Genomic DNA, 20,550 nt, shown 5'->3' with positions numbered 1-20,550 from the left:
CCACCAGCCCAGGGGCCACCGCACGGGGAGCGACCCGGCCGGGAGCCACCAGCCTGGGAGCCACCGCGCCGGGAGTGACCGGCCCGGGAATGACCAGCCCGGAAGTCACCAGCCCAGGAAAGACGGCGCCGACAGGATCCGGTGCCCCCCTCGCCCTCTGCCTGATCGGCGTAGGTCCGCGCGGGCTGTCCGTCCTTGAGCGGGTCTGCGCCAACGCCGCGGGCACCGCCCGGCCGGTCACGGTCCACCTCGTCGACCCGTATCCGCCCGGTCCGGGCGCGGTGTGGCGCACCGGCCAGCCGGGGGAGCTGCTGATGAACACGGTCGCCTCCCAGGTGACCCTGTTCACCGACGACAGCGTGGACTGCGCGGGCCCTTCGGTGCCGGGGCCCAGCCTGTACGCATGGGCGCGCATGATCGAGCAGGACACCGGGGGCCACCCGCTCCAGGTCCTGGACGAGGCACGCCGGCTCGGCCCTGACTCCTATCCGACCCGGGCGTTCCACGGCCACTACCTGGAGTGGGTGTTCCGGCACCTCTTACGCACCGCGCCCGAGGAGGTGACGGTCCACACGCACCGGTCGACCGCGGTCGCGCTGGACGACACCCCCGACGGGCGGCAGACGGTGACGCTGGCGGACGGCGTCCGGCTGGCCGGGCTGGAGGCCGTGGTGCTGGCGCTCGGCCACGCGGAGCAGCTCCCCGGCCAGGAGGAAGGCGCGCTGGCAGGATTCGCCGGCCGGCACGGTCTGACGTACGTGGGCCCCGCCAACCCGGCCGACGCCGAAACGGCCGGGATCGCGCCCGGCACTCCCGTCGCCCTGCGCGGCCTGGGGCTGAACTTCTTCGACCATCTGGCGCTGCTCACCGAGGGCCGCGGCGGCACGTTCAAGGAGAGCGAGAACGGGCTGGTGTACCTCCCGAGCGGCAACGAGCCGGTGCTGTACGCCGGTTCGCGGCGCGGGGTGCCGTACCACGCCCGGGGCGAGAACCAGAAGGGCGCGCTCGGCCGCCACCACCCCCGCTTCCTGACCCCGGAGGTGATCGCCGGACTGCGGCGGCGACCGGTCGGCTTCCGCCGCGACCTCTGGCCACTGATCGACCGGGAGGTCCGCACGGTCTACTACGAGGCGTGGATCCGCGCGGCCCAAGGGGCCCCGGCCGCCGAGGAGTTCGTACGGTCCGCTCTCGCCGGCCGGCGTTACGAGGCGGACCTGCTCGACCGGTACGCCGTACCGCCCGACCAGCGCTGGGACTGGCGGCGCGTCGAGCGCCCGTACGGCGAGCGCACCTTCACCGGCCGCGACGACTTCCGGCACTGGCTGCTGGCGTACCTGCGGCGGGACGTCGCGGAAGCCCGCCTCGGCAATGCGGACGGGCCGCTGAAGGCCGCGCTGGACGCCCTGCGGGACCTGCGCAACGAGATCCGGCTGGTGGTGGACCACGGCGGCGTCCTGGGCGAGTCCTACCGCGGCGAACTCGACAGCTGGTACACGCCGTTTAACGCCTTCACGTCGATCGGCCCGCCTGCCTTCCGGATCGAGCAGCTGATCGCGTTGATCGAGGCCGGGGTGCTGCACCTCGTCGGGCCGGGGATGCGGGTACGGCCCTCGGCACGCGAAGGCCGCTTCCTGGTGGACGCGGAGTCGGTGTCCGAGGCGCCGGTGCCGGTCGGCGCGCTGATCGAGGCACGGCTGCCCGCCGTCGATCTGCGGCGCACCGCCAACCCCCTGCTGAGGTCGCTGTTCTCGGCCAGTGCCTGCGTCCCGTACCGGCTGGGCGGTCATGAGAGAGGCGGTTACGAGACGGGCGGGCTGGCCGTGACCGGCAGCGCGCCCCGGCTGGTGGACGCGGCGGGCCGGGCGCACCCGCGCCGGTTCGCGTTCGGGGTGCCGACGGAAGGGGTGCGCTGGGTGACGGCGGTCGGGGTCAGGCCCGGCGTCGGCTCGGTGACGCTGGAGGACTCGGACTCGATCGCGCGGGCGGCACTGCTGCTTGACGAAGAGGCAGAGGAAGAGACAGAGGAAGAGATGGCCGAGAGAGGGAGTCGACGAGCGTGAACGCGCTGTCCGTGGGCACCGACGCGGGCCTGCTCGCCCCCACCTGGGCGGACACACCGGCGGCTGCCGAGGTGACCGACGAGGCCTGGCTGCAGGCCATGCTGGACGCCGAAGTCGCCCTGGCCCGGGCCCAGTACGCCGTCGGACGCACGCCCGCCGCCGCGGTGGCGGCGATCGCCTCGGCGGCCCGCGCGGACCGGCTGGACCTCGTCGCGCTGGCCCACGCGGCCAGGGCCACGGCCAACCCGGTGGTGGCCCTGGTCACCGCGTTCACCGAGCTGGTCGCCGCCAAGGACCCGGCCGCGGCCGAGTACGTCCACCGCGGGTCGACCAGCCAGGACATCCTCGACTCGGCGGCCATGCTGGTCGCCCGCCGGGTGCTCGGCCTGATCGCCGCCGACCTGGACCGGGTCCGCGTCGCCCTCGCCGCCCTGGCCGACACCCATCGCCACACCGTGCTGGCCGGGCGCACCCTGGCCCAGCACGCGGTGCCGACCACCTTCGGCCTCAAGGCGGCGGGCTGGCTCCAGCTGGTCGCCGAGGCCCTCGTCCGGGTACGGGCCGTCGCGTCCACGCTCCCGGCCCAGCTCGGCGGCGCGGCGGGCACGCTCGCGGCGTACGGGGAGTACGCGGTACTGGACGGCGGGCAGGGCGAGGACAGCGGCGCCGGCAGGAATGCCGACGGCGAGGGCGGAACGGAGTTGCTCCGGCCGTTCGCGCAGGCGCTCGGGCTGGCCGAGCCGGTGATCCCGTGGCACACCGCGCGCACGCCCGTGGCCGACCTGGCCGCAGTGCTGCAGCTGGTCACCGGGGCGCTCGGGAAGTTCGCGCTCGATGTGCAGACGCTGTCCCGCACCGAGATCGGCGAGGTGTCCGAGCCCGCGGCGACCGGACGCGGGGCCTCTTCGGCGATGCCGCAGAAGCGGAACCCCGTACTCGCCACCCTGATCGTGTCGGCCGCCCGTCAGGTCCCCGCGCACTCCCTCGTCCTGGCGCAGTGCATGCTCGCCGAGGACGAGCGGCCCGCCGGGGCGTGGCACGCCGAGTGGCAGCCGCTGAGGGAGGCGCTGCGGCTGGCCGGCGGGGCGGCGCACACCGCCGTAGAACTCGCGGAGGGACTGGTCGTCCACCCGGAGCGGATGCTCGCCAACCTCGAACTGACCGGCGGCGCCGTCGTCGCCGAACGGCTGACGGTGGCGCTCGCCCCGGCGCTCGGCAAGGCACGGGCGAAGACGCTGCTGACCGCCGCCACGGCCGAGGCGTCCGACACCGGACGCCCACTCGCCGAGGTGCTCTCCGAACACCCCGAACTGTCGGCCCGGTTCACCCCCGCCCGGTTGGCGCACCTCCTCGACCCGGCCGGCTACACGGGCGCGGCCGACGCCCTCGTCGACCGGGCGCTGCGCGCATACGGGGGCCTCGGCGCCGTCCCTGACCTCGGAGGTATCGGCGACACCCCTGACCAGGAAGGCATGCGATGACCACCGTGAGCAGGACCGAAGAACAGGCGCCTCCGACCCGCTCATGGCCCGTCCTCCTGGTCGTCGTCTGCGCCCAGATGCTGATCTGGCTGGACACCTCGATCCTCAACGTCGCGGTCACCACGCTGGCCGACCCGGCCGCGGGCCTGGGCGCGACCCCCGCCGAACTGGAGTGGGTGGCGAGCGCCTACACCCTGGTCTTCGCGGGCGCCCTCTTCGCGGGCGGCGCGCTCGCCGACCGCTTCGGTCCCCGGACCACCCTCCTCGCCGGCCTCGCCCTGTTCGGCGCCGCCTCAGCGGCCGGCGCGTTCGCACCGGACGCGGGACGGCTGATCGTGGCGCGCGCCTTCATGGGCGCGGGCAGCGCGCTGCTGATGCCCGCGACCTTGTCGGTCATCGTGCAGAGCACCCCGGAGGAGAAGCGCACCCGGGCCATCGCGATCTGGAGCTCCTCCAGCGGTCTGGGCGTGGCGGTCGGCCCGGTCGTGGGCGGGCTGCTGCTCGACCACTTCTGGTGGGGTTCGGTGTTCCTGGCCAACGTGCCGATCGTGGCCCTGTGTCTGGCCGGGGTGGTGGCCGTGGTGCCCGCGCTGAAGGGCCCCGGGCGCAGGGTGCTCGACCTGCCCGGCCTCGCGTGGTCGGTGCTCGGGCTCGGCGGTGTCGTCTACGGCATCATCGAGCTGGGCAACGGCCGGACCTGGTACGGCGCCCACGTCCTCCTGCCCCTCGTCCTGGGCGGCGCCCTGCTCGCCGTCTTCGTGGCCGGTCAGCGTCGGTCTCCGGCGCCCAGCCTGGACCTACGGCTCTTCCGGCAGCCGGGGTTCACGGCCGGGAGCGTGGTGCTGCTGATCGCGTTCATGGCGCTGGCCGGGCACCTGTTCTACGCGGCCTTCTACCTCCAGGGCCCCCGTGGCCTCTCCCCCGCCGACGCCGGAACCGTGATGATCGCCGCCGCGATCGGCATCGTCCTGGGCAGCCAGGCGTCCCCGGCGATGAGCCGGCTGCTGTCGGCCCGGTGGACGATCGCGGCCGGAGTCCTGGCCACGGCGGCCACGTATGTCGGCTATCTGTGGTTCGACGGACGGACCCCGATCCCGGTCATCGCCGCGCTGCTGTGGGTGCAGGGCTTCGGCATGGGCCTGGTCGGCACGCCGGTCACGGCCGTGATGATGCGCGGGGTGCCGCCCCAGCTCGCGGGCGCCGGATCGGCCGTCAACAGCGTCACCCGGCAGGTCGGCGGAACGCTCGGGGTGGCGTTGGCGGGCTCGATCCTCTCCGCCGTCTACCGGGACCGCATGGCGGACACCGCCCTGCCCGTCGGCCTGCAGGGCCTGTCGGCGGAGACCGCGGCGCAGGCCCGCACCTCCGCCGAGACAGCCCGCTCGCTGGCCGGTTCGCTGCGGCTGCCGGAGCTGGCGGCGTCGGCCGACCGCGCCTTCCTGAACGCCATGTACACGGCCACCTTCTGGACCGCCGTACTGGCCTTCGCCGGGTTCGTCGTAGCGGTCGTGGGGCTGCGCGCACGGGGCGTCGACGGCGCGCGGGAAGTCAACAGCGATCGGGAAAGGGACTGAAGTGGCAGGCACAGGGGCTGAAGTGGCAGGCACGAGGGAACAGACGACAGCCCGCTCGGTCTTCGTGACCGGCGGGAACCGCGGCATCGGGCTGGCCATGGCCCGCCGCTTCGCGGTGGCGGGAGACCGGGTCGCGGTGACCTACCGCGGGGAGAGGCCACCCGCCGACGCGAACCTCCTCGCCGTACGGTGCGACGTGACGGACGCCGGGCAGGTGGACCAGGCCTTCAAGGAGGCCGAGGCGGCTCACGGCCCGGTCACCGTCCTGGTCGCGAACGCGGGTGTCACCCACGACCGACTGCTCCTGCGGATGAGCGACGAGGACTTCACCTCCGTCATCGACACCAACCTCACGGGCGCCTTCCGGGTGGCCCGGCGCGCGATCCGCGGGATGCTCGCGCAGGGTCACGGCCGTATCGTGCTGATCTCCTCCACAGCGGCCCTGCACGGCGCCGCCGGGCAGACCAACTACGCGGCGGCGAAGGCGGGGCTGGTCGGATTCGCCCGCTCGCTGACCCACGAACTCGGCCCCCGCGACATCACCTGCAACGTGGTGGCCCCCGGCCTGACCGAGTCGGACATGAGCCGCGCGCTCACCGAGGAACAGCGCCGGCACCTGCTCGCCCGCACCCCGGCCGGCCGCCTGGCCCACCCCGACGAGGTCGCCGACGCGGTGGCGTTCCTGGCCGGTGCGGGATACGTGCGCGGCGCCGTGATCCCGGTCGACGGAGGGGCCGGACTGGGCCACTGATCCCTTCACTCCAGCCCCACAAGCAGGAGACCTACGCCACAGTCCCCACCCACTCCTCCTACAGCCGTGATCGATCCGCAACCAATTCCGGTCTTGACCGAGACCCATCAACCGGCTGCGTGATTACGCTCCCGACCATGGCCGACACCCCCAAGCACCCGGACCACCCCGTCACGGAACACCCCGCCACGGACCGCCCCGTCTACGTCATAGGCGGCGGCCCCGGCGGACTCTCCGTCGCGTACGCCCTGCGCGCCCAGGGCATACGGGCCGTCGTGCTGGAGAAGTCGGACCGGGTCGGCGCCTCCTGGCGGCGCCACTACGACCGCCTCCATCTGCACACCACCCGACGGCTGTCCGGCCTGCCGGGACTGTCGATGCCGCGCCGCTTCGGCCGCTGGGTGTCCCGCGACGATGTCGTCCGCTACCTGGAGAAGTACGCCGAGTACCACGACCTGGAGATCGTCACCGGCGTCGAGGTCTCCCGGATCGAGCCCACGCCCGACGGCTCCGGCTGGCTGCTGCACGCCACCGGCGGGCGTGAACTGACCGGCGCCGCGGTCGTCGTGGCCACCGGCCACAACCACACCCCGCACGTCCCCGACTGGCCCGGCCGCGACACCTACACCGGCGAGTTCCTGCACGCCGGCGAGTACCGCACCCCCGCGCCCTACGCCGGCCGCGACGTCCTGGTCGTCGGCGTCGGCAACACCGGTGCCGAGATCGCCGTGGACCTGGCGGAGGGCGGGGCCTCCCGGGTGCGGCTGGCGGTGCGGACGGTTCCGCACATCGTGCGGCGCTCCACCGCCGGGTGGGCCGCGCAGTTCACGAGCATCCTGGTACGGCGGCTGCCGGTCGGCCTCGTCGACCGCCTCGCCCGCCCCGTCGCGAAACTCAGCGTGCCGGACCTGTCGGACCACGGGCTGCCCCGCCCCGACACCGGCCTCTACAGCCGCGTCAAGGCAGGGTCCATCCCCGTCCTCGACGTCGGCCTCATCGACGCCGTGCGCAAGGGGCAGATCGAGATCGTGGCCGCCGTCGACGGGTTCGAGGGCGGCAAGGTCGCCCTCACCGACGGCACCCGCGTCTCGCCGGACGCCGTCATCGCCGCCACCGGATACGTCCGCGCCCTCGAAGACCTCGTCGGCCACCTCGGCGCCCTCGACGCCCGCGGCAGACCGCTCGTCCAGGGCGCCCGCACCCCGGCCGACGCACCCGGCCTCTACTTCACCGGCTTCACCAACCCCATCAGCGGCAACCTCCGCGAGATGGCGATCGACGCGCGGAAGATCGCGAAGGCGATCGCCGGAGACCGCAGCCGCCTGGTTTCCCGGCTTCCGGTGACGTAGACACCCTCAACTCTCTTACGTATATCCCTTGTTACTTACGGGTCAGTTGTGACGGGGGAGCTGTACCGCGCCGCCGCACGGGGCCAGAATGTGAGCACTGTTCAACTTTTCTGCTCCGCCCCCTCTCGCCCCGACGGAGGACGCACGTGGCAAGCGAAAGACAGCTCCCCCGAACTCCCCGGATCTCCCGCCGCTCCCTCCTCGGCGGCGCGGCCGCCGCTGCCGGCGCCGCGACCCTCACGGCCACCAGCGCCGGCACGGCCTCGGCCGCGACCACGCGGGACGCCGACGTCGCGATCGTCGGCGCCGGCCTCGCCGGCCTGACCGCGGCCCGAGACCTGGTCGCCGCCGGCAAGTCGGTCGTCGTCCTGGAGGCCCGCGACCGGGTCGGCGGCCGGGTCATGGGCCTGAACCTCGCAGGCGGCGGTGTCACCGAGGGCGGCGGCGAGTTCATCGGCCCCACCCAGGACCGCATCAAGGCCCTCGCCGACTCCCTCGGCGTGCAGACCTTCGCCACCTACAACACCGGCGACAACCTCCTCTACAAGGACGGCAAGAAGACCCCCTACGCCACCGACGGCATCCTCGGCTCCGTCCCGCCCATCGACGCGGCCGGTCTCGCCAACGCCGCGATCGTCCAGGCCACGCTCGACGACCTGGCCAAGCAGATCCCGGTCGACGCCCCCTGGACCGCCGCCAAGGCCGACGAATGGGACCGGCAGACCTTCGAGACCTGGCTGCGCGCCAACGCCGTCATCCCGTCGGCCAAGTTCCTCTTCGACGTGGCCTGCACCTCGATCTTCTCGGCCGAACCCCGTGAACTCTCCTTCCTGTTCGTCCTCTTCTACATCGCCGCCGCCGGCAACTCCGCGAACCCCGGCACCTTGGAACGCCTCACCGAGACCGCGAACGGCGCCCAGGAACTGCGCTTCGTCGGCGGCTCCCAACTGGTGCCGATCAAACTCGCCGCCACGCTCGGCGACCGGGTGGTGCTCAGCGCCCCGGTGCGCACGATCACCAAGTCCGGCGTCAAGTACGCCGTGACGGCCGACGGCATCACCGTCACCGCCAGGAAGGTCGTCGTCGCCGCACCCCCTCCGATCGCCGCCCGCATCTCGTACGACCCCCTCCTCCCCGCCGCCCGCGACCAGCTCACCCAGCGCCTGCCGATGGCCTCGGTCGGCAAGGCGATCGCGATCTACGACACCCCCTTCTGGCGGGCCGACGGACTCAACGGCCAGGTCGTCAGCGACACCGGCGTGATCAGCTCCACCTTCGACAACTCCCCGCCCGACGCCTCCTACGGCGCCCTGATGGGCTTCATCGAGGCCGACGAGGCCCGCAAGCTGGACGCGGCGAGCGAGGCGGAGGTCCGCGCTGCCGTGCTGAAGGACTACGCGACGTACTTCGGCGAGAAAGCGGCCTCCCCCACCTCCTTCGTCCTGCAACGCTGGAACAACGAGGCCTACACCCGCGGCGGCCCCGTCTCCATCGCCGCACCCGGCGTCCTGACCCAGTACGGCCCCGCCCTGCGCGAGCCCGTCGGCGGCATCCACTGGGCCGGGACGGAGACCTCCACCTACTGGATGGGCTTTATGGACGGGGCGGTTCGGTCGGGCGAGCGGGTGGCCAAGGAGGTGCTGGCGGTGCTGTGAGCGGCCGCCTCGGGCACTCAGCGGTCGGCCTCTCGGTGGCCCGCGCCCAACTTTGCGTGCACAGCCGTTCCTGACTGAGCGTCAGTTCCTTTAATCTGACACTGCGTCAGTTAATCGCTGTCACACAGGAGCGGGCGGACCGATGCTTGGATCAACCCACGGCACCCTCACCACCGACTCCCGCCGGGCCCGGGTCATCGCATGCGGCGAGCAGCCCGGGCCCGCCGTCCACGGCCGGCCGGCCGAGGTCGACGATCTCGACGTCAGCGGCCGTCCGTTGCACTCCGGCGTACCCGATCTGGACCGCTTCTTCCGGCCGGAGTCGGTCGCCGTGATCGGCGCCTCGGACGCCGAGGGCCGGCCGAACACCGGGGTCACCCGCCAGCTGATCGCCTGGTCCGAGCGGGTCGGTGCCCGGCTCCACCCGGTGCATCCGAGCCGCCCGTCCGTCTTCGGCATCCCCTGCACTCCCTCCGTCGCCGACCTGCCCGAGCAGGTCGATCTCGCCGTACTGCTGGTCGCCGACCCCCTTCCGGTGATCGAGGAACTGGCCGAGACCAAGGTGAAGTTCGCGGTCGTCTTCGCCTCCGGGTTCGCCGAGACCGGCGAGGAGGGCGCCGCCGCCCAGGACCTGCTCACCGCCGCCGTCGAGCGGTCCGGGCTGCGGCTGCTGGGCCCCAACACCAACCTCAACGCCTTCGAGCGGTTCCGCGACGACCTGGACGGTCCCGCGATCGCCCTGATCACCCAGTCCGGCCACCAGGGCCGCCCCGTCTTCGCCCTCCAGGACCTCGGCATCCGGCTCTCCCACTGGGCGCCCACCGGCAACGAGGCCGACCTGGAGAGCGCCGACTTCATCTCCTACTTCGCCGAGCGGCCCGAGGTCGGCGCCATCGCCTGCTACGTGGAGGGCCTCAAGGACGGCCGTTCCTTCCTGCTCGCCGCCGACCGGGCCGCCCGCCACGGGGTGCCGGTCGTCGCCGTGAAGGTCGGCCGCACCGAGACCGGCGCCCGCACGGCCGCCTCACACACCGGCAAGCTGACCGGCGCGGACACGGTGGTGGACGCGGCGATGCGGCAGTACGGGGTGATCCGGGTCGACGGCCTGGACGAACTCCAGGACACCGCGTCCCTGTTGGCCCGCGCGCGACCGCCCCGCGCCGACGGCGTCGTCGTCTATTCGATCTCGGGCGGCACGGGCGCGCACTTCGCCGACCTCGCCACCGAGGCGGGGCTCGCCCTGCCGGTGCTGTCCGAGGCCAAGCAGGCCGAGCTGCATCAGTGGATACCCGAGTACCTGAGCGTGGCCAACCCCGTCGACAACGGCGGGCATCCGGTCGGCGACCACCGCGGCCGGAAGATCATCGACGCCATTCTCGACGACCCCGCGGTGGGCGTGCTGATCTGCCCGATCACCGGCCCCTTCCCACCCCTCAGCGACAGGCTCGTCCAGGACCTGGTGGACGCCGCCGAGCAGACCGACAAGCTGGTCTGCGTCGTCTGGGGGTCGCCGGTCGGCACCGAGCCGGCGTACCGGGAAGTCCTGCTCGGCTCCTCGCGCGTGGCCACCTTCCGCACGGTGGCGAACTGCATCACCGCCGTCCGCGCCTACCTCGACCACCACCGCTTCGTCACCGGCTACCGCTCCCCCTTCGACCGGGCCCCCCGCACCCCGTCCCCGTCCTTCCGCAAGGCCCAGCCACTGATGCGCCCGGGCCAGCAACTGAGCGAGCACGCGGCGAAGCAGCTGCTGCGGGCGTACGGAATCCGCGTCCCGCGCGAGCAGTTGGTGACCAGCGCCGCGGCGGCCGTCCGGGCGGCGGGACAGGTCGGGTACCCCGTGGTCATGAAGGCGTCCGGTGCGCGGATCGCCCACAAGACCGAAATGGGCCTGGTCAAGATCGGTCTGACGTCCGCCAGTCAAGTCCGGGACGCCTACCGCGAGTTGACCGACATCGCCCGCTACGAGGACGTCTCGCTTGACGGCATCCTGGTCTGCCAGATGGTCGAGCGGGGCGTGGAGATGGTCGTCGGCGCCACGCACGACGAGCTGTTCGGACCGACCGTGACGGTCGGGCTCGGCGGGGTGCTGGTGGAGGTGCTGGGCGACGCCGCCGTACGCGTGCCGCCCTTCGGCGAGGACCAGGCGCGGAACATGCTCGCCGAACTGCGCGGGCGGGCCCTCCTCGACGGGGTCCGGGGGCGCCCCCCCGCGGACCTCGACGCGCTCGTCGAGGTCATCCTGCGCGTGCAGCGCATGGCCCTGGAACTGGAGGACGACCTCGCCGAGCTCGACATCAACCCGCTGATGGTGCTGCCCAGGGGGCAGGGCGCGGTGGCGCTGGACGCGTTGGTGGTGTGCCGCTGAGATGCCGACCGACAATGAGATGAACATGCCCGATTCCCCTCGTGTACGCGGAAACTCTGCCGATTCCGTGGATTCCGTGGATTCAGTCGATTCCGTGGATTCATTGGTACTGCACGCCACTGACAATCAGGTCTGCCGCATCACCCTCAACCGCCCCGATTCCCTCAACGCCATCACCCCTGACCAGCGGGAACGCATCATCCAACTGCTCGCCGACGCCTCCGCCGATCCCGGCGTGCGGGCCGTCGTGCTCACGGGCACGGGCCGTGGTTTCTGCGCGGGCGCGGATCTGCGAGGGGCGGCGGGTACGGGTCCGCACGGCTCGGCAACCGGCCCGGAACGCATCCCCGGCGACGTCGCCCGCACCATCCGCCTCGGCGCCCAGCGCCTCATCGCCGCCGTCCTCGACTGCGAGAAGCCGGTGATCGCCGCGGTGAACGGCACGGCGGCCGGCCTCGGCGCGCATCTGGCGTTCGCCTGCGACCTCGTACTGGCCGCCGAATCGGCGAAGTTCATCGAGGTGTTCGTCCGCCGTGGCCTCGTCCCCGACGCCGGCGGCGCCTACCTCCTCCCCCGCCTCATCGGCCCCCAGCGGGCGAAGGAACTGATGTTCTTCGGCGACGCGCTCACCGCCGCGGACGCCGAGCGGCTCGGCCTGGTCAACCGCGTCCTCCCGGACGGGGACCTGGACAAGACGGCCCGCGAGTGGGCCGAACGCCTCGCCACCGGCCCGACCCGCGCCCTCGCCCTCACCAAGCAGCTCGTCAACGCCTCCCTCGACACCGACCGAGCCACGGCCTTCGCGGCGGAGGCGGCCGCGCAGGAGATCAACATGGCGACGGAGGACGCGCGGGAGGGGGTGGCGAGTTTCGTGGAGCGCAGGAGCGCGGAGTACAAGGGGCGGTGAGCGCCGGGACGGTGAGTACGCGGACGGTGAGCGCAGGGCTCAGCCCCGCTTCAGAATCCGCAGGTCACCGGCGTCCGGATCACCGAACAGGACGAACAGCTCGGGGTCGAGCTCCGTGCCGCCGATCGTCCAGCGCGTCTGTCGCCCGCAACCGCCGTCGAGTCGTACGACGACACCATCACGTCGTCCCTCCCGGCTGAGGAACCAGGTGCCGGCGCCCTCGCACACGGCGAAGGGCGGCTCGGCCAGCCAGTCGCCGGACTCGGACTCGGTGGGCAGCTCGGCGAGTTCGGCCCGTCCACCCGGGCGCAGTCGCAGGGCCGCCCCGTCCTCGCCTCGCCAGACACCGGTGAGCTCGTCGGCGGTGAGGCGCGGGGGCTCGTAGTCCTTGACGAGCCCGGTGACCGTGCCCAGCACGCCACCGACGAAAACCAGCAGGAACAGGGTGACGGAGGCGAAGAGCGAGGGCAGCCATACTCCCCAGAACCCCCGCGGCCGCCCGGTGATCCTCGTGCGCCTGCGGAGGTACGCGAGGCCCAGCGCGGGCAGCACACCGAGGGCCGTGAGGAGCAGTGCCGTGATGACGAACGGCCAGTCCCACAGCACGGCGGCGAGTGCCGCCCAGGCCGCACCAAGCACCGGGATGGACACCAGGTGCCAGGCCCACACGGGCCCACGCACATGACGGGAGGCGAGGCGCGCGAGGTGGTCCGCCGGAACGATCTGTGCGAACGCGTGCGCCAGGCCGACGAACGGCAGCACCAGCGGCGCCACGACGAGCAGGCAGGCCAGGGCGAGAAGGAGGAAGAGGCCGTAGGGGCTGCCGCCGTAGTCGTCACCCAGCTCGGTCCCGATCCACCAGATCAGACCGATCGCCGGCAACTGGGCCGCGCACACCGCGGCGGCGGCGTTCAGATCGACGAACGGCTCAAAGTCACCGCCGGGTCTGTCGCCCGGCGGGTCGTCGCCCGCGCTTTCCTGCCCCGTGTTGTCCCACCCCATGCGCGCAGCGTACGCGCGCGTGCCGGACACCCCGCACACCCCTTCCAATCTGACATACCGTCAGCTTCAATGGGTGGCGTGATGGGACACGCAGGGATGGCGGCCGCCGCCGTCCGCTACCTCAGGTCCGGGCCCGCCCGCCCCGTAGAGGCGCTGCCGCGCCCCGATCTGCGGTGCGTCGGCGAGGACGAGCGGGCACCCGTCGGACCGGCCGAGTTCCGGCGCGTGCTGGGGAACTTCGCGACGGGCGTGGCCGTTGTCACGGCACCCGCACTCGCACCGGGCACCCCCGACGACCCGCAAGCGCCGCCCCCCGCCCCCGCCGGCTTCGCCTGCCAGTCCTTCTCCGCCCTCTCCCTCGACCCGCCCTTGGTCGCCTTCATGGTCGGCCGTACGTCGACGACGTGGCCGCGCATCGCGCGCGCGGGCGTCTTCTGCGTGAACGTCCTGAGCGCCGGCCAGGGCGAGCTGTGCCGTGCCTTCGCGGTCAGCGGCGCGGACAAGTTCGCCGGGGTGCCGTACGACGCGGCCCCCGTGTCCGGCTCCCCGCGCCTCGCGGGCACGCTCGCCTGGATCGACTGCACGATCCACGCGGTACACACGGGGGGCGACCATCTGATCGTGGTGGGCCGGGTGAACGCCCTGGGCGCGAGCGAGGGCGACGAGGCGCCCTTGCTGTTCCACAAAGGGCGGTTCCTTTAAGGGTGGCTCAGCGCTTCTAAGGGTGGCTCAGCGCTTCGTGTCCTGCGAGGCTGAGTCTGACGCGGGTGTGGTCCTCGGCTTCGACGAACACCCGTTGCCCCCAGTGGGCAGTGAGGCGGTGCGCGACAGCAACCAGCCGGCGACGCTCCTCCGGCGTGTACGCCGGGAAACATGCCCAGCCCCGGTCGGCGATCTCGTTGCCGAGTTCCCTAAACAACACGGCCCGGACACGCTGCTCTTCCTCGTCGGTGAGCGGCGTGGTGTCGCCGTCCGCAGGCCGCAACCGGACGTTGTAGAGGTCTCGCATCACTGGCTGCTCGCAATCTGCTCAAGGTCCGTCGCGAGAGCCTACCGACCCATGTCAGCGGCACTGGATCGACGCGGATCGGGACTGGCGCTGGGCCGGCGGCGAGAGCGGCAAGTGGCCTGGTTTCGTTCGGAGCCCCGACGCGACGCTTCGGGACCGCAACGAGCCTCCCGCCTCCTCCCGCCGCGGCCTACGGACCGCGACGGGAGGACAGGCTTGAGCGCAGCCCTGCCCGGAGCAGCCGCCGTGGGGGGGTGCGTATCAGTGAGGCGACCCCGCCAGCACCAAGGCAAGGGCCGGAGCAGTCACGATCGCCACATACACAAGCAGGCAGGCAGGCAGGCAATCGCCCTCACGCGGTGTCCCTGCACGTCAACTGCCGATGACACAAGCAGCGACAGCGGTCCACGAGCAGGACTCCCGTGGCGTGCGGCAGCGGTACGTCCCTGAGCTGGCGACACTGGGCGTGCACGTCCTCGTAACCAGGCTTGCGTGCCAGTGTGCACTCGGTGGACAACGCAGGCACATCGGTCGCCGTCATGGGCAAACACCCCGCTGGGGCAACCGCTCACCCCGGCTGTAGGCAACGCGCAGCACATCGCCGAGCACTTGCGTGGCCGCAAGCAAGGCACGCCGTAACGCGTACTCGCCGGCCTTGCGGTCGTCCAGGACGGCTCTCGCACCCACCAGGACGTCGGCGCCGTCGCGGAGTTGGTCCGCCTCGATCTCGTCCGCGAGCCGGGACAGCGGGCCGCCTGCGCCGTCCGCGGACAAATAGCACGGCTTGCCGGTGTCGGTCTCCCAGGGCAGCAGCCGCAGGCCCGAAGGTGGCGCGCTGAGAGCATTCCGGTTGTAGCTCACACACCCACCTCTCCCGCAGCCACTGGTGTCACGTGCATCATGAAGGCTCCCTTCCGAGGGGAACCGGGGCGGTGCGTCTGCTTGGCGGTAGGGCACCGCCCCGGCATGGTCCAGCCGAAGCGGCCGGTTACTGGCTCAAGCCAGTTTGGCCACGGACAGTCACCCGCGTCAAGCAAGTGGCTTAAGCCAGTTGTTATGCTGAAGACATGACACCGTCCGAACCCTCTGCGAACCAACCGCCGAGCAGGCGCATCGCGGAGGAACTGCGAGCCGCCATCAAAGCCGGGCATCTCACCCCGGGCGACAAGCTGCCGTCCGAGCGCACCCTCGCCCAGCAATACGGTGCGGCACGCAACACCGCCCGTGAGGCGATCCGGCTCCTCGCGGAAGAAGGTCTGGTGACGCCCCGTCACGGGAGCGGCGTTTTCGTACGGGAGCCGCAGAGACTGTTCCGCTTCGGCAGTGACCGCTACTCACGCGGCAACCGTGAGACCGGCCTGACTCCTTTCCGGCTCGAAGCCAGACGCCAGGGCAAGGTGGCCCGCATCGACGTCCTCAGCATCACCCGGGAGCGCCCGCCTCAGGACATCGCCGAGCGCCTCTCCGTTCCGGCCGACGAGGACAGCGTGCTGCGCCGAGAGAACCATTACTTCGCCGACGACGAGCCCGTGCAGATCGTGTCGACCTACCTCCGGTGGCACGAAGCCCAGGGAACACCGCTGACGCAGCCCAAGACTGGCAAGGACGGCATCTACGGCCGGCTCGAGGAACTCGGCCACGTCATGACCCGCGTAAAGGACGAGATCACCGCGCGTATGCCGACACCGACCGAAGCCGCGGTTCTCGACCTGCCCTCCGGAGTCCCCGTCCTCGAAGTCCTGCACACCAGCCTGGACCAGGACGGCGAGCCGTTTGAAGTGTCCCGGTACGTACACCGCGCGGACCGGACCGGCCTGCTCTACGAACTGCCCGTCGATTGAACGCCGACCGCGTAAGGAGCCCAGCATGGAGAGCATCGTCATCCGCCCTTTCGAGGACAGGGATCTCCTCGGCGCGGCAGCGGCGCTGACCGCCGTGCACGCCACCGACGGATACCCGGTCGAGGGTGTCGCCCACCCGGAGGCATGGCTTCGGTCGGACGACGTGTTGGCCTCCTGGGTCGCGGAGACAGGACAGCGGATCGTCGGCCACGTGGCGGTGATGCAGCCACGCGGCGAGGGAGCGGTATCCCTGTGGACCGAACAGAGCGGGGACGACAAACACCGCATCGAGGTGTTGGCCCGCCTCTTCGTCGTCAGGGACGTACGTAAACACGCCATCGGCGAACAGCTCGTACGGACAGCCATGGGCTACGGACTGAGTCGCAATCGCCGTCTGGTCCTGGACGTCATGGCCAAGGACACCGCCGCCATACGTCTTTACGAGCGTCTCGGCTGGCTCAGGACCGGCCGGACCACACACCGCTACGGCAATGGGCAACTCATCGAAGCCCTCTGCTTCGTGGCACCCGAGGTCTGACGGAGGCCCTGGCCACCGATTCCTCGACGCCCATGCCACCGCGACCGTCTGCCCGGCTGGATGTCGGTGCCCTCTGCCACCGTGTCATCCATGGGTGAGTTGATCGAGCGTGTCGACGAGCATGACGAAGTACTGGCTGTTGTGGACAGAGGCGACGCGATTCGCCGGAGATGGTTGCATCGCGCGCTGTGGGCGTCGCCGAGTCGTATGGAGACGCCGCTTCACGGGAGTTGGCAGAGGAACTCGGCGTCCAGGGACGCCCTCGGTTCGTGTTCAAGTTCATGTGCGCGGGAGCGATCAGTCCGTACTGGCTCGGCCTGCACGAGGTCGTCGTCACGGAACCGATCAGGCCCGACCGTGCGGAGATCGCTTGGTACGACTGGCTGACGGAGCCGGAACTGGTGAAGTTCGTGCGTCGGCAAGCGTTCGTTCCGGATGCCCGAGAGGCGTTCACCCGGTATCGCGCACTGAGCCGCACCACCCCGTCACACCGCCGTTGATCGATCGCGTCGCCCCGCTCGGTCCGGCAACCAGGCCTCGCTCCATGGCCGTTCATCCCATGAGAGCCTTGCGCTGATCGTGATCGCTGTCGAGTCCGGAGAGCACGCATGACCATCAGCAGGCCGGGGCTGCCCGGGGACCTCCCCTCGGCTGAGGTTCTGTGGGCGCGCTGGGCGCTCGTCGCCGCGCTGGAGGCCACCACGGCCGACGAGCAGGCCGGCCATCACCGCACGGGAAACTGGGTGGACGACGAAGGGCTCCACCTGGACGATTGCGGCTGCACGTGGTGGGGATTCGCACAGCGGGGCGAGGGGCGCTACGTGCTCTTCGGCGAGGACGAGTCCAGCGGCGTCAAGTGGCACGAGCCGGCGGTCGACATGCTCGCCGACGCCCCCGCCTGGCTCCCCCATGAGGAGCTGCAGGACCTGCTGAAGGGATGTCAACTGGGCTGTGTCTACTGGTACGAGAACGGCACCTGGGCCCGGGCTCCGTACCCGGCGACCCTGGACGACGACGGGCTCGACTGCGGTATGAGCCGCTTCGTCGACAGGAAGAAGGTGCTGTGGACGATCGGCGACGAGGACCACGGCGCCATGCCGGCCCACGACGCCGAGACACTGCTGGGCCACGCCGAGGGCTACCGGCTCACCCCGGAGGTCCTGATGCCCCTCGTCACCGAGCCCGACTGGCGGGAACTGGACCGGCCCGCCATGACCAGGGCACTGGAACGCGCGGGCCTGAACCGGGCGTAGGCCCGCCGGGCCCTACGGGTCAACCGGCCCGTGAGGTCGCTGACGCCGCAGAGGTCGCTGACGTCGCTGACGTCGCTACCGGGACCGGCTCGCGATGAGGTGGGTGAGGCCGTCCAGGATCCGCTTCAGCCCGAAGTCGAAGGCGTACTCGGGGCTGTACACGCCCTGGTGAGCCGCACCCGCGGCACTTCCGACCCGCGCTGCGAGGGGATACCGGGCAGGATCGAAGACCCTGGCCAGCAGAGGCGCGTTGGCGGCCCACCACTGCTCGTCGGACATGGCGCTGTCGCGGGCGGCGGCCTGGTTGTCGAGGTCGGCGCGAGCGACGGACTGGACGAAGCCGAGCAGGAAAGTGAGGGCCGCGTCCATCTCGACATCGTCCAGCCCGAGGCCGTCGAACGCGGCCAGTTCGTGTTCGTACTTGGCCATGAGCCCGGGGCCGAGCGGCGGGCGTGCGGTGGGCAGGGTCGCCACCCAGGGGTGGCGCCGGTACAGGTCGCGGTTCTCGCGTGCGACGGCCTCCACCCTCGTACCCCACGGGGCGGCCGTGTGATCGGTACGCGGCATCTGCAGATAGGAGGCGTCCAGCATGAGGGCGAGCAGCTCCGCCTTGCCCGGGACGTACGTGTAGATCGTCATCGGCGTGACGCCGAGCCGCTGGGCGACGCTGCGCATGGTCAGGGCGTCCAGCCCACCGGAGTCGGCCAGCTCGATGGCGGCTTGGACGACGGCGTCGACCGTCAGGCCCTGCTTGGGGCCCCGCCTAGGGCCACCTTTTCCGGGCTCGCGCCACAGCAGTTCCAGTGTGCGAGCAGGGTCGTCCACACCGCTTCGTTCCTTGGCCATGCGCTCCATCTTTTCCTTGCGAACCTTGCGGACCCCCCCACCTTCCACTCCGTACTGCGTATAGTGTACAACGTATAGAGATAGAATTTCGCACCTCAGGAGGAGCCTTGAAGATCACTTCCACCGCCGTCTCCCTGACCGTCGACGACGTCCCCGCCTCCGCCGCATTCCTGACCAGGCACTTCGGCTTCCAGGAGGCTATGGCCGCCGAAGGCTTCGCCTCCCTGGTCCGCGACGACACCGTCAACGTGATCTTCTTGCAGCGCGGCATCGAGGTCCTGCCCGAAGGCATCAGGGACCAGCACGCCGCAGGTGTGATCACCGCGTTCACCGTGGCCGACCTGGACGCCGAATACGAGCGGCTGCAGAGCGAGGGCGTCTCCATCACCATGCCGCTGCGCGAAGAGCCCTGGGGTGAGCGCCTCTTCCAGGTCACCGACCCGAACGGCGTGATCCTCCAGCTCGTCGCCTGGGCCTGACCGCTCCAGACCCCAGACCCAGGCTCAGACCCCAGGTCCAGCCACCAGGCAGCTCAGGCCCCGGCCCCCGCCCCCGGAGTTCAGGCCACAGTCACGCCGTCCACCGTCCGCCGCCGGATCACCAGCACCATCAGCGTCGCCGCCGCGCACAGTGCCCCCGACGAGTACCACACCATGTCGTACGTCCCGAAGACGTCCCGCGCGACCCCGCCGAGGAAGGCCACCAGCGCGGCGCCGACCTGGTGGGAGGCGAGGACCCAGCCGAAGACGATCGCGCTGTCCTCGCCGTACAGCTCCCGGCACAGGGCGACGGTGGGCGGGACGGTGGCGACCCAGTCGAGGCCGTAGAAGACGATGAAGAGGAGCATCGGCGGGTGGACGCTCGGGGCCAGCAGCATCGGCAGGAACAACAACGAGATCCCACGCAACGCGTAGTACACCGCGAGCAGTCGGCGCGGTTCGATGCGGTCGGTGAGCCAGCCGGAGGCGATCGTGCCGACGACGTCGAACACGCCGATGACCGCGAGCAGCGAGGCGGCGGCCTGGATGGGCATGTGCTCGTCGTGGGCGGCGGGCACGAAGTGGGTCTGGATGAGGCCGTTGGTGGAGGCGCCGCAGATCGCGAAGGAGCCGGCCAGCAGCCAGAAGGGGCCGGTGCGGGCCGCCGAGACGAGCACCTTGATCGCCCGGCGCGCGGCGCCCGGCACGGGGGGCGGCTTGGGCACGAACTCCTTCGCGCCGTACGGCTTCAGGCCCACGTCGGCCGGGTGGTCGCGCAGCAGCAGCCAGACGAAGGGGACGACCGCGAGGGCGGCCAGGGCCACCGTCACCGCGGCCGGGCGCCAGTCGTGCTCGTCGACCAGCCAGGACAGCACCGGCAGGAAGATCAGCTGGCCGGAGGCCGAGGCGGCGGTGAGGATGCCGGTGACCAGGCCACGCCGCTCGGTGAACCAGCGGTTGGTGACCGTCGCGGCGAAGGCCAGCGCCATCGAGCCGCTGCCGAGCCCCACCAGCAGGCCCCAGCACAGCAGCAGCTGCCAGGCCGCCGTCATCCAGTACGTCAGGCCCGAGCCGAGCGCGATCACGGTGAGCGCGACCGCGACCACCCGCCGGATGCCGAAGCGGTCCATCAGGGCGGCGGCGAACGGGGCGGTGAGCCCGTACAACGCGAGGTTGATCGAGACCGCCGCGCTGATCGTGCCGCGTGACCAGCCGAACTCCTGGTGCAGCGGGTCGATGAGCAGCCCCGGCAGGGAACGGAAGGCGGCGGCGCCGATGATCGTGACGAAGGCGACCGCGGCGACGAACCACGCACGATGCAGTGACACTCTGCGGCTCCGCCGCGGGCGGGACTTCTTGATCGGCCGGACGTCCTCTGCGGTGGCTGCTGCCTCGGTTGACTGGGTCACGCCATAGAGCTTCGGTCCTGCGATCGGT

19 protein-coding genes are annotated in these 20,550 nt (G+C 71.5%); 14 read left to right on the top strand and 5 right to left on the bottom strand.

The features are described from left to right. Window positions 1-89 precede the first annotated feature (89 nt). The 8 genes from ACIA8X_RS27555 to ACIA8X_RS27520 all read left to right on the top strand — a co-directional run bounded on the left by ACIA8X_RS27555 (window position 90) and on the right by ACIA8X_RS27520 (window position 12,145). Window positions 90-2,060: an FAD/NAD(P)-binding protein gene (locus tag ACIA8X_RS27555; RefSeq protein ID WP_399459334.1), complete on the top strand. Its 1,971-nt coding sequence runs from the start codon at window positions 90-92 to the stop codon at window positions 2,058-2,060. Continuing rightward, window positions 2,057-3,541, top strand: coding sequence for an adenylosuccinate lyase family protein (locus ACIA8X_RS27550; protein ID WP_399459333.1), 1,485 nt, complete (start codon window positions 2,057-2,059; stop codon window positions 3,539-3,541). Before ACIA8X_RS27555 ends, ACIA8X_RS27550 begins: the two co-directional genes overlap by 4 nt. Next, window positions 3,538-5,115, top strand: a complete 1,578-nt coding sequence (locus ACIA8X_RS27545; RefSeq protein ID WP_399459332.1) for an MFS transporter — start codon at window positions 3,538-3,540, stop codon at window positions 5,113-5,115. The genes ACIA8X_RS27550 and ACIA8X_RS27545 overlap by 4 nt, the downstream gene beginning before the upstream one ends. Window positions 5,116-5,137: 22 nt before the next feature. After that, on the top strand, window positions 5,138-5,866 hold the full coding sequence (gene fabG, locus ACIA8X_RS27540; protein WP_399459331.1) for a 3-oxoacyl-ACP reductase FabG: 729 nt from the start codon (window positions 5,138-5,140) through the stop codon (window positions 5,864-5,866). Window positions 5,867-6,003: 137 nt separating this feature from the next. Then, the gene (locus ACIA8X_RS27535; RefSeq protein ID WP_399459330.1) at window positions 6,004-7,215 is read left to right on the top strand and encodes a flavin-containing monooxygenase; all 1,212 of its coding nucleotides are present in this window, start codon (window positions 6,004-6,006) and stop codon (window positions 7,213-7,215) included. 146 nt (window positions 7,216-7,361) lie between these two features. Continuing rightward, complete coding sequence (locus ACIA8X_RS27530) at window positions 7,362-8,870, top strand: flavin monoamine oxidase family protein (protein WP_393452893.1); 1,509 nt, start codon at window positions 7,362-7,364, stop codon at window positions 8,868-8,870. A 142-nt stretch (window positions 8,871-9,012) separates the two neighbouring features. Continuing rightward, the gene (locus ACIA8X_RS27525; RefSeq protein WP_399459329.1) at window positions 9,013-11,238 is read left to right on the top strand and encodes an acetate--CoA ligase family protein; all 2,226 of its coding nucleotides are present in this window, start codon (window positions 9,013-9,015) and stop codon (window positions 11,236-11,238) included. A 25-nt stretch (window positions 11,239-11,263) separates the two neighbouring features. Then, window positions 11,264-12,145 carry an enoyl-CoA hydratase/isomerase family protein gene (locus ACIA8X_RS27520; RefSeq protein ID WP_399459328.1) on the top strand — a complete coding sequence of 294 codons (882 nt, stop codon included), beginning with the start codon at window positions 11,264-11,266 and terminating at the stop codon, window positions 12,143-12,145. 39 nt (window positions 12,146-12,184) lie between these two features. Here ACIA8X_RS27520 and ACIA8X_RS27515 read toward each other — a convergent pair whose 3' ends face one another. Next, the gene (locus ACIA8X_RS27515) at window positions 12,185-13,147 is read right to left on the bottom strand and encodes a hypothetical protein (protein ID WP_399459327.1); all 963 of its coding nucleotides are present in this window, start codon (window positions 13,145-13,147) and stop codon (window positions 12,185-12,187) included. 81 nt (window positions 13,148-13,228) lie between these two features. Here ACIA8X_RS27515 and ACIA8X_RS27510 point away from each other — a divergent pair, with 81 nt between their 5' ends. Next, entirely contained in the window at window positions 13,229-13,849 is a 621-nt protein-coding gene (locus ACIA8X_RS27510) for a flavin reductase family protein (RefSeq protein WP_399459396.1), read from the top strand. 16 nt (window positions 13,850-13,865) lie between these two features. Here ACIA8X_RS27510 and ACIA8X_RS27505 read toward each other — a convergent pair whose 3' ends face one another. Together ACIA8X_RS27505 and ACIA8X_RS27500 are read right to left on the bottom strand one after the other, a co-directional pair. Next, window positions 13,866-14,156 (bottom strand): hypothetical protein, encoded by a 291-nt coding sequence (locus tag ACIA8X_RS27505; RefSeq protein WP_393452881.1) that lies wholly within the window; start codon window positions 14,154-14,156, stop codon window positions 13,866-13,868. Between the two features lie 537 nt (window positions 14,157-14,693). Further along, the gene (locus ACIA8X_RS27500) at window positions 14,694-15,017 is read right to left on the bottom strand and encodes a hypothetical protein (protein ID WP_393452878.1); all 324 of its coding nucleotides are present in this window, start codon (window positions 15,015-15,017) and stop codon (window positions 14,694-14,696) included. A 206-nt stretch (window positions 15,018-15,223) separates the two neighbouring features. On the opposite strand from ACIA8X_RS27500, the gene ACIA8X_RS27495 reads away from it, so the two are divergent. The 4 genes from ACIA8X_RS27495 to ACIA8X_RS27480 all read left to right on the top strand — a co-directional run bounded on the left by ACIA8X_RS27495 (window position 15,224) and on the right by ACIA8X_RS27480 (window position 17,788). Next, window positions 15,224-15,997, top strand: a complete 774-nt coding sequence (locus ACIA8X_RS27495; RefSeq protein WP_393452875.1) for a GntR family transcriptional regulator — start codon at window positions 15,224-15,226, stop codon at window positions 15,995-15,997. Window positions 15,998-16,022: 25 nt separating this feature from the next. Further along, window positions 16,023-16,535, top strand: coding sequence for a GNAT family N-acetyltransferase (locus ACIA8X_RS27490; protein WP_393452872.1), 513 nt, complete (start codon window positions 16,023-16,025; stop codon window positions 16,533-16,535). A 170-nt stretch (window positions 16,536-16,705) separates the two neighbouring features. Next, window positions 16,706-17,035 (top strand): hypothetical protein, encoded by a 330-nt coding sequence (locus tag ACIA8X_RS27485; protein ID WP_393452869.1) that lies wholly within the window; start codon window positions 16,706-16,708, stop codon window positions 17,033-17,035. 108 nt (window positions 17,036-17,143) lie between these two features. Continuing rightward, window positions 17,144-17,788 carry a hypothetical protein gene (locus ACIA8X_RS27480; RefSeq protein WP_399459325.1) on the top strand — a complete coding sequence of 215 codons (645 nt, stop codon included), beginning with the start codon at window positions 17,144-17,146 and terminating at the stop codon, window positions 17,786-17,788. A 75-nt stretch (window positions 17,789-17,863) separates the two neighbouring features. Here ACIA8X_RS27480 and ACIA8X_RS27475 read toward each other — a convergent pair whose 3' ends face one another. Then, complete coding sequence (locus ACIA8X_RS27475) at window positions 17,864-18,634, bottom strand: TetR/AcrR family transcriptional regulator (RefSeq protein ID WP_399459324.1); 771 nt, start codon at window positions 18,632-18,634, stop codon at window positions 17,864-17,866. Window positions 18,635-18,741: 107 nt separating this feature from the next. On the opposite strand from ACIA8X_RS27475, the gene ACIA8X_RS27470 reads away from it, so the two are divergent. Next, window positions 18,742-19,113 (top strand): VOC family protein, encoded by a 372-nt coding sequence (locus tag ACIA8X_RS27470; RefSeq protein WP_393452860.1) that lies wholly within the window; start codon window positions 18,742-18,744, stop codon window positions 19,111-19,113. 80 nt (window positions 19,114-19,193) lie between these two features. Here the strand turns inward: ACIA8X_RS27470 and ACIA8X_RS27465 are convergent, their stop codons facing one another. Then, complete coding sequence (locus ACIA8X_RS27465; RefSeq protein ID WP_393452857.1) at window positions 19,194-20,522, bottom strand: MFS transporter; 1,329 nt, start codon at window positions 20,520-20,522, stop codon at window positions 19,194-19,196. Window positions 20,523-20,550: the final 28 nt, after the last annotated feature.

Source organism: Streptomyces sp. NPDC051738, from assembly GCF_044453205.1.
Lineage (GTDB): Bacteria > Actinomycetota > Actinomycetes > Streptomycetales > Streptomycetaceae > Streptomyces.
The sequence above is the reverse complement of the archived record's forward strand: the minus strand, read 5'-3'. Positions and strand labels throughout refer to the sequence as shown.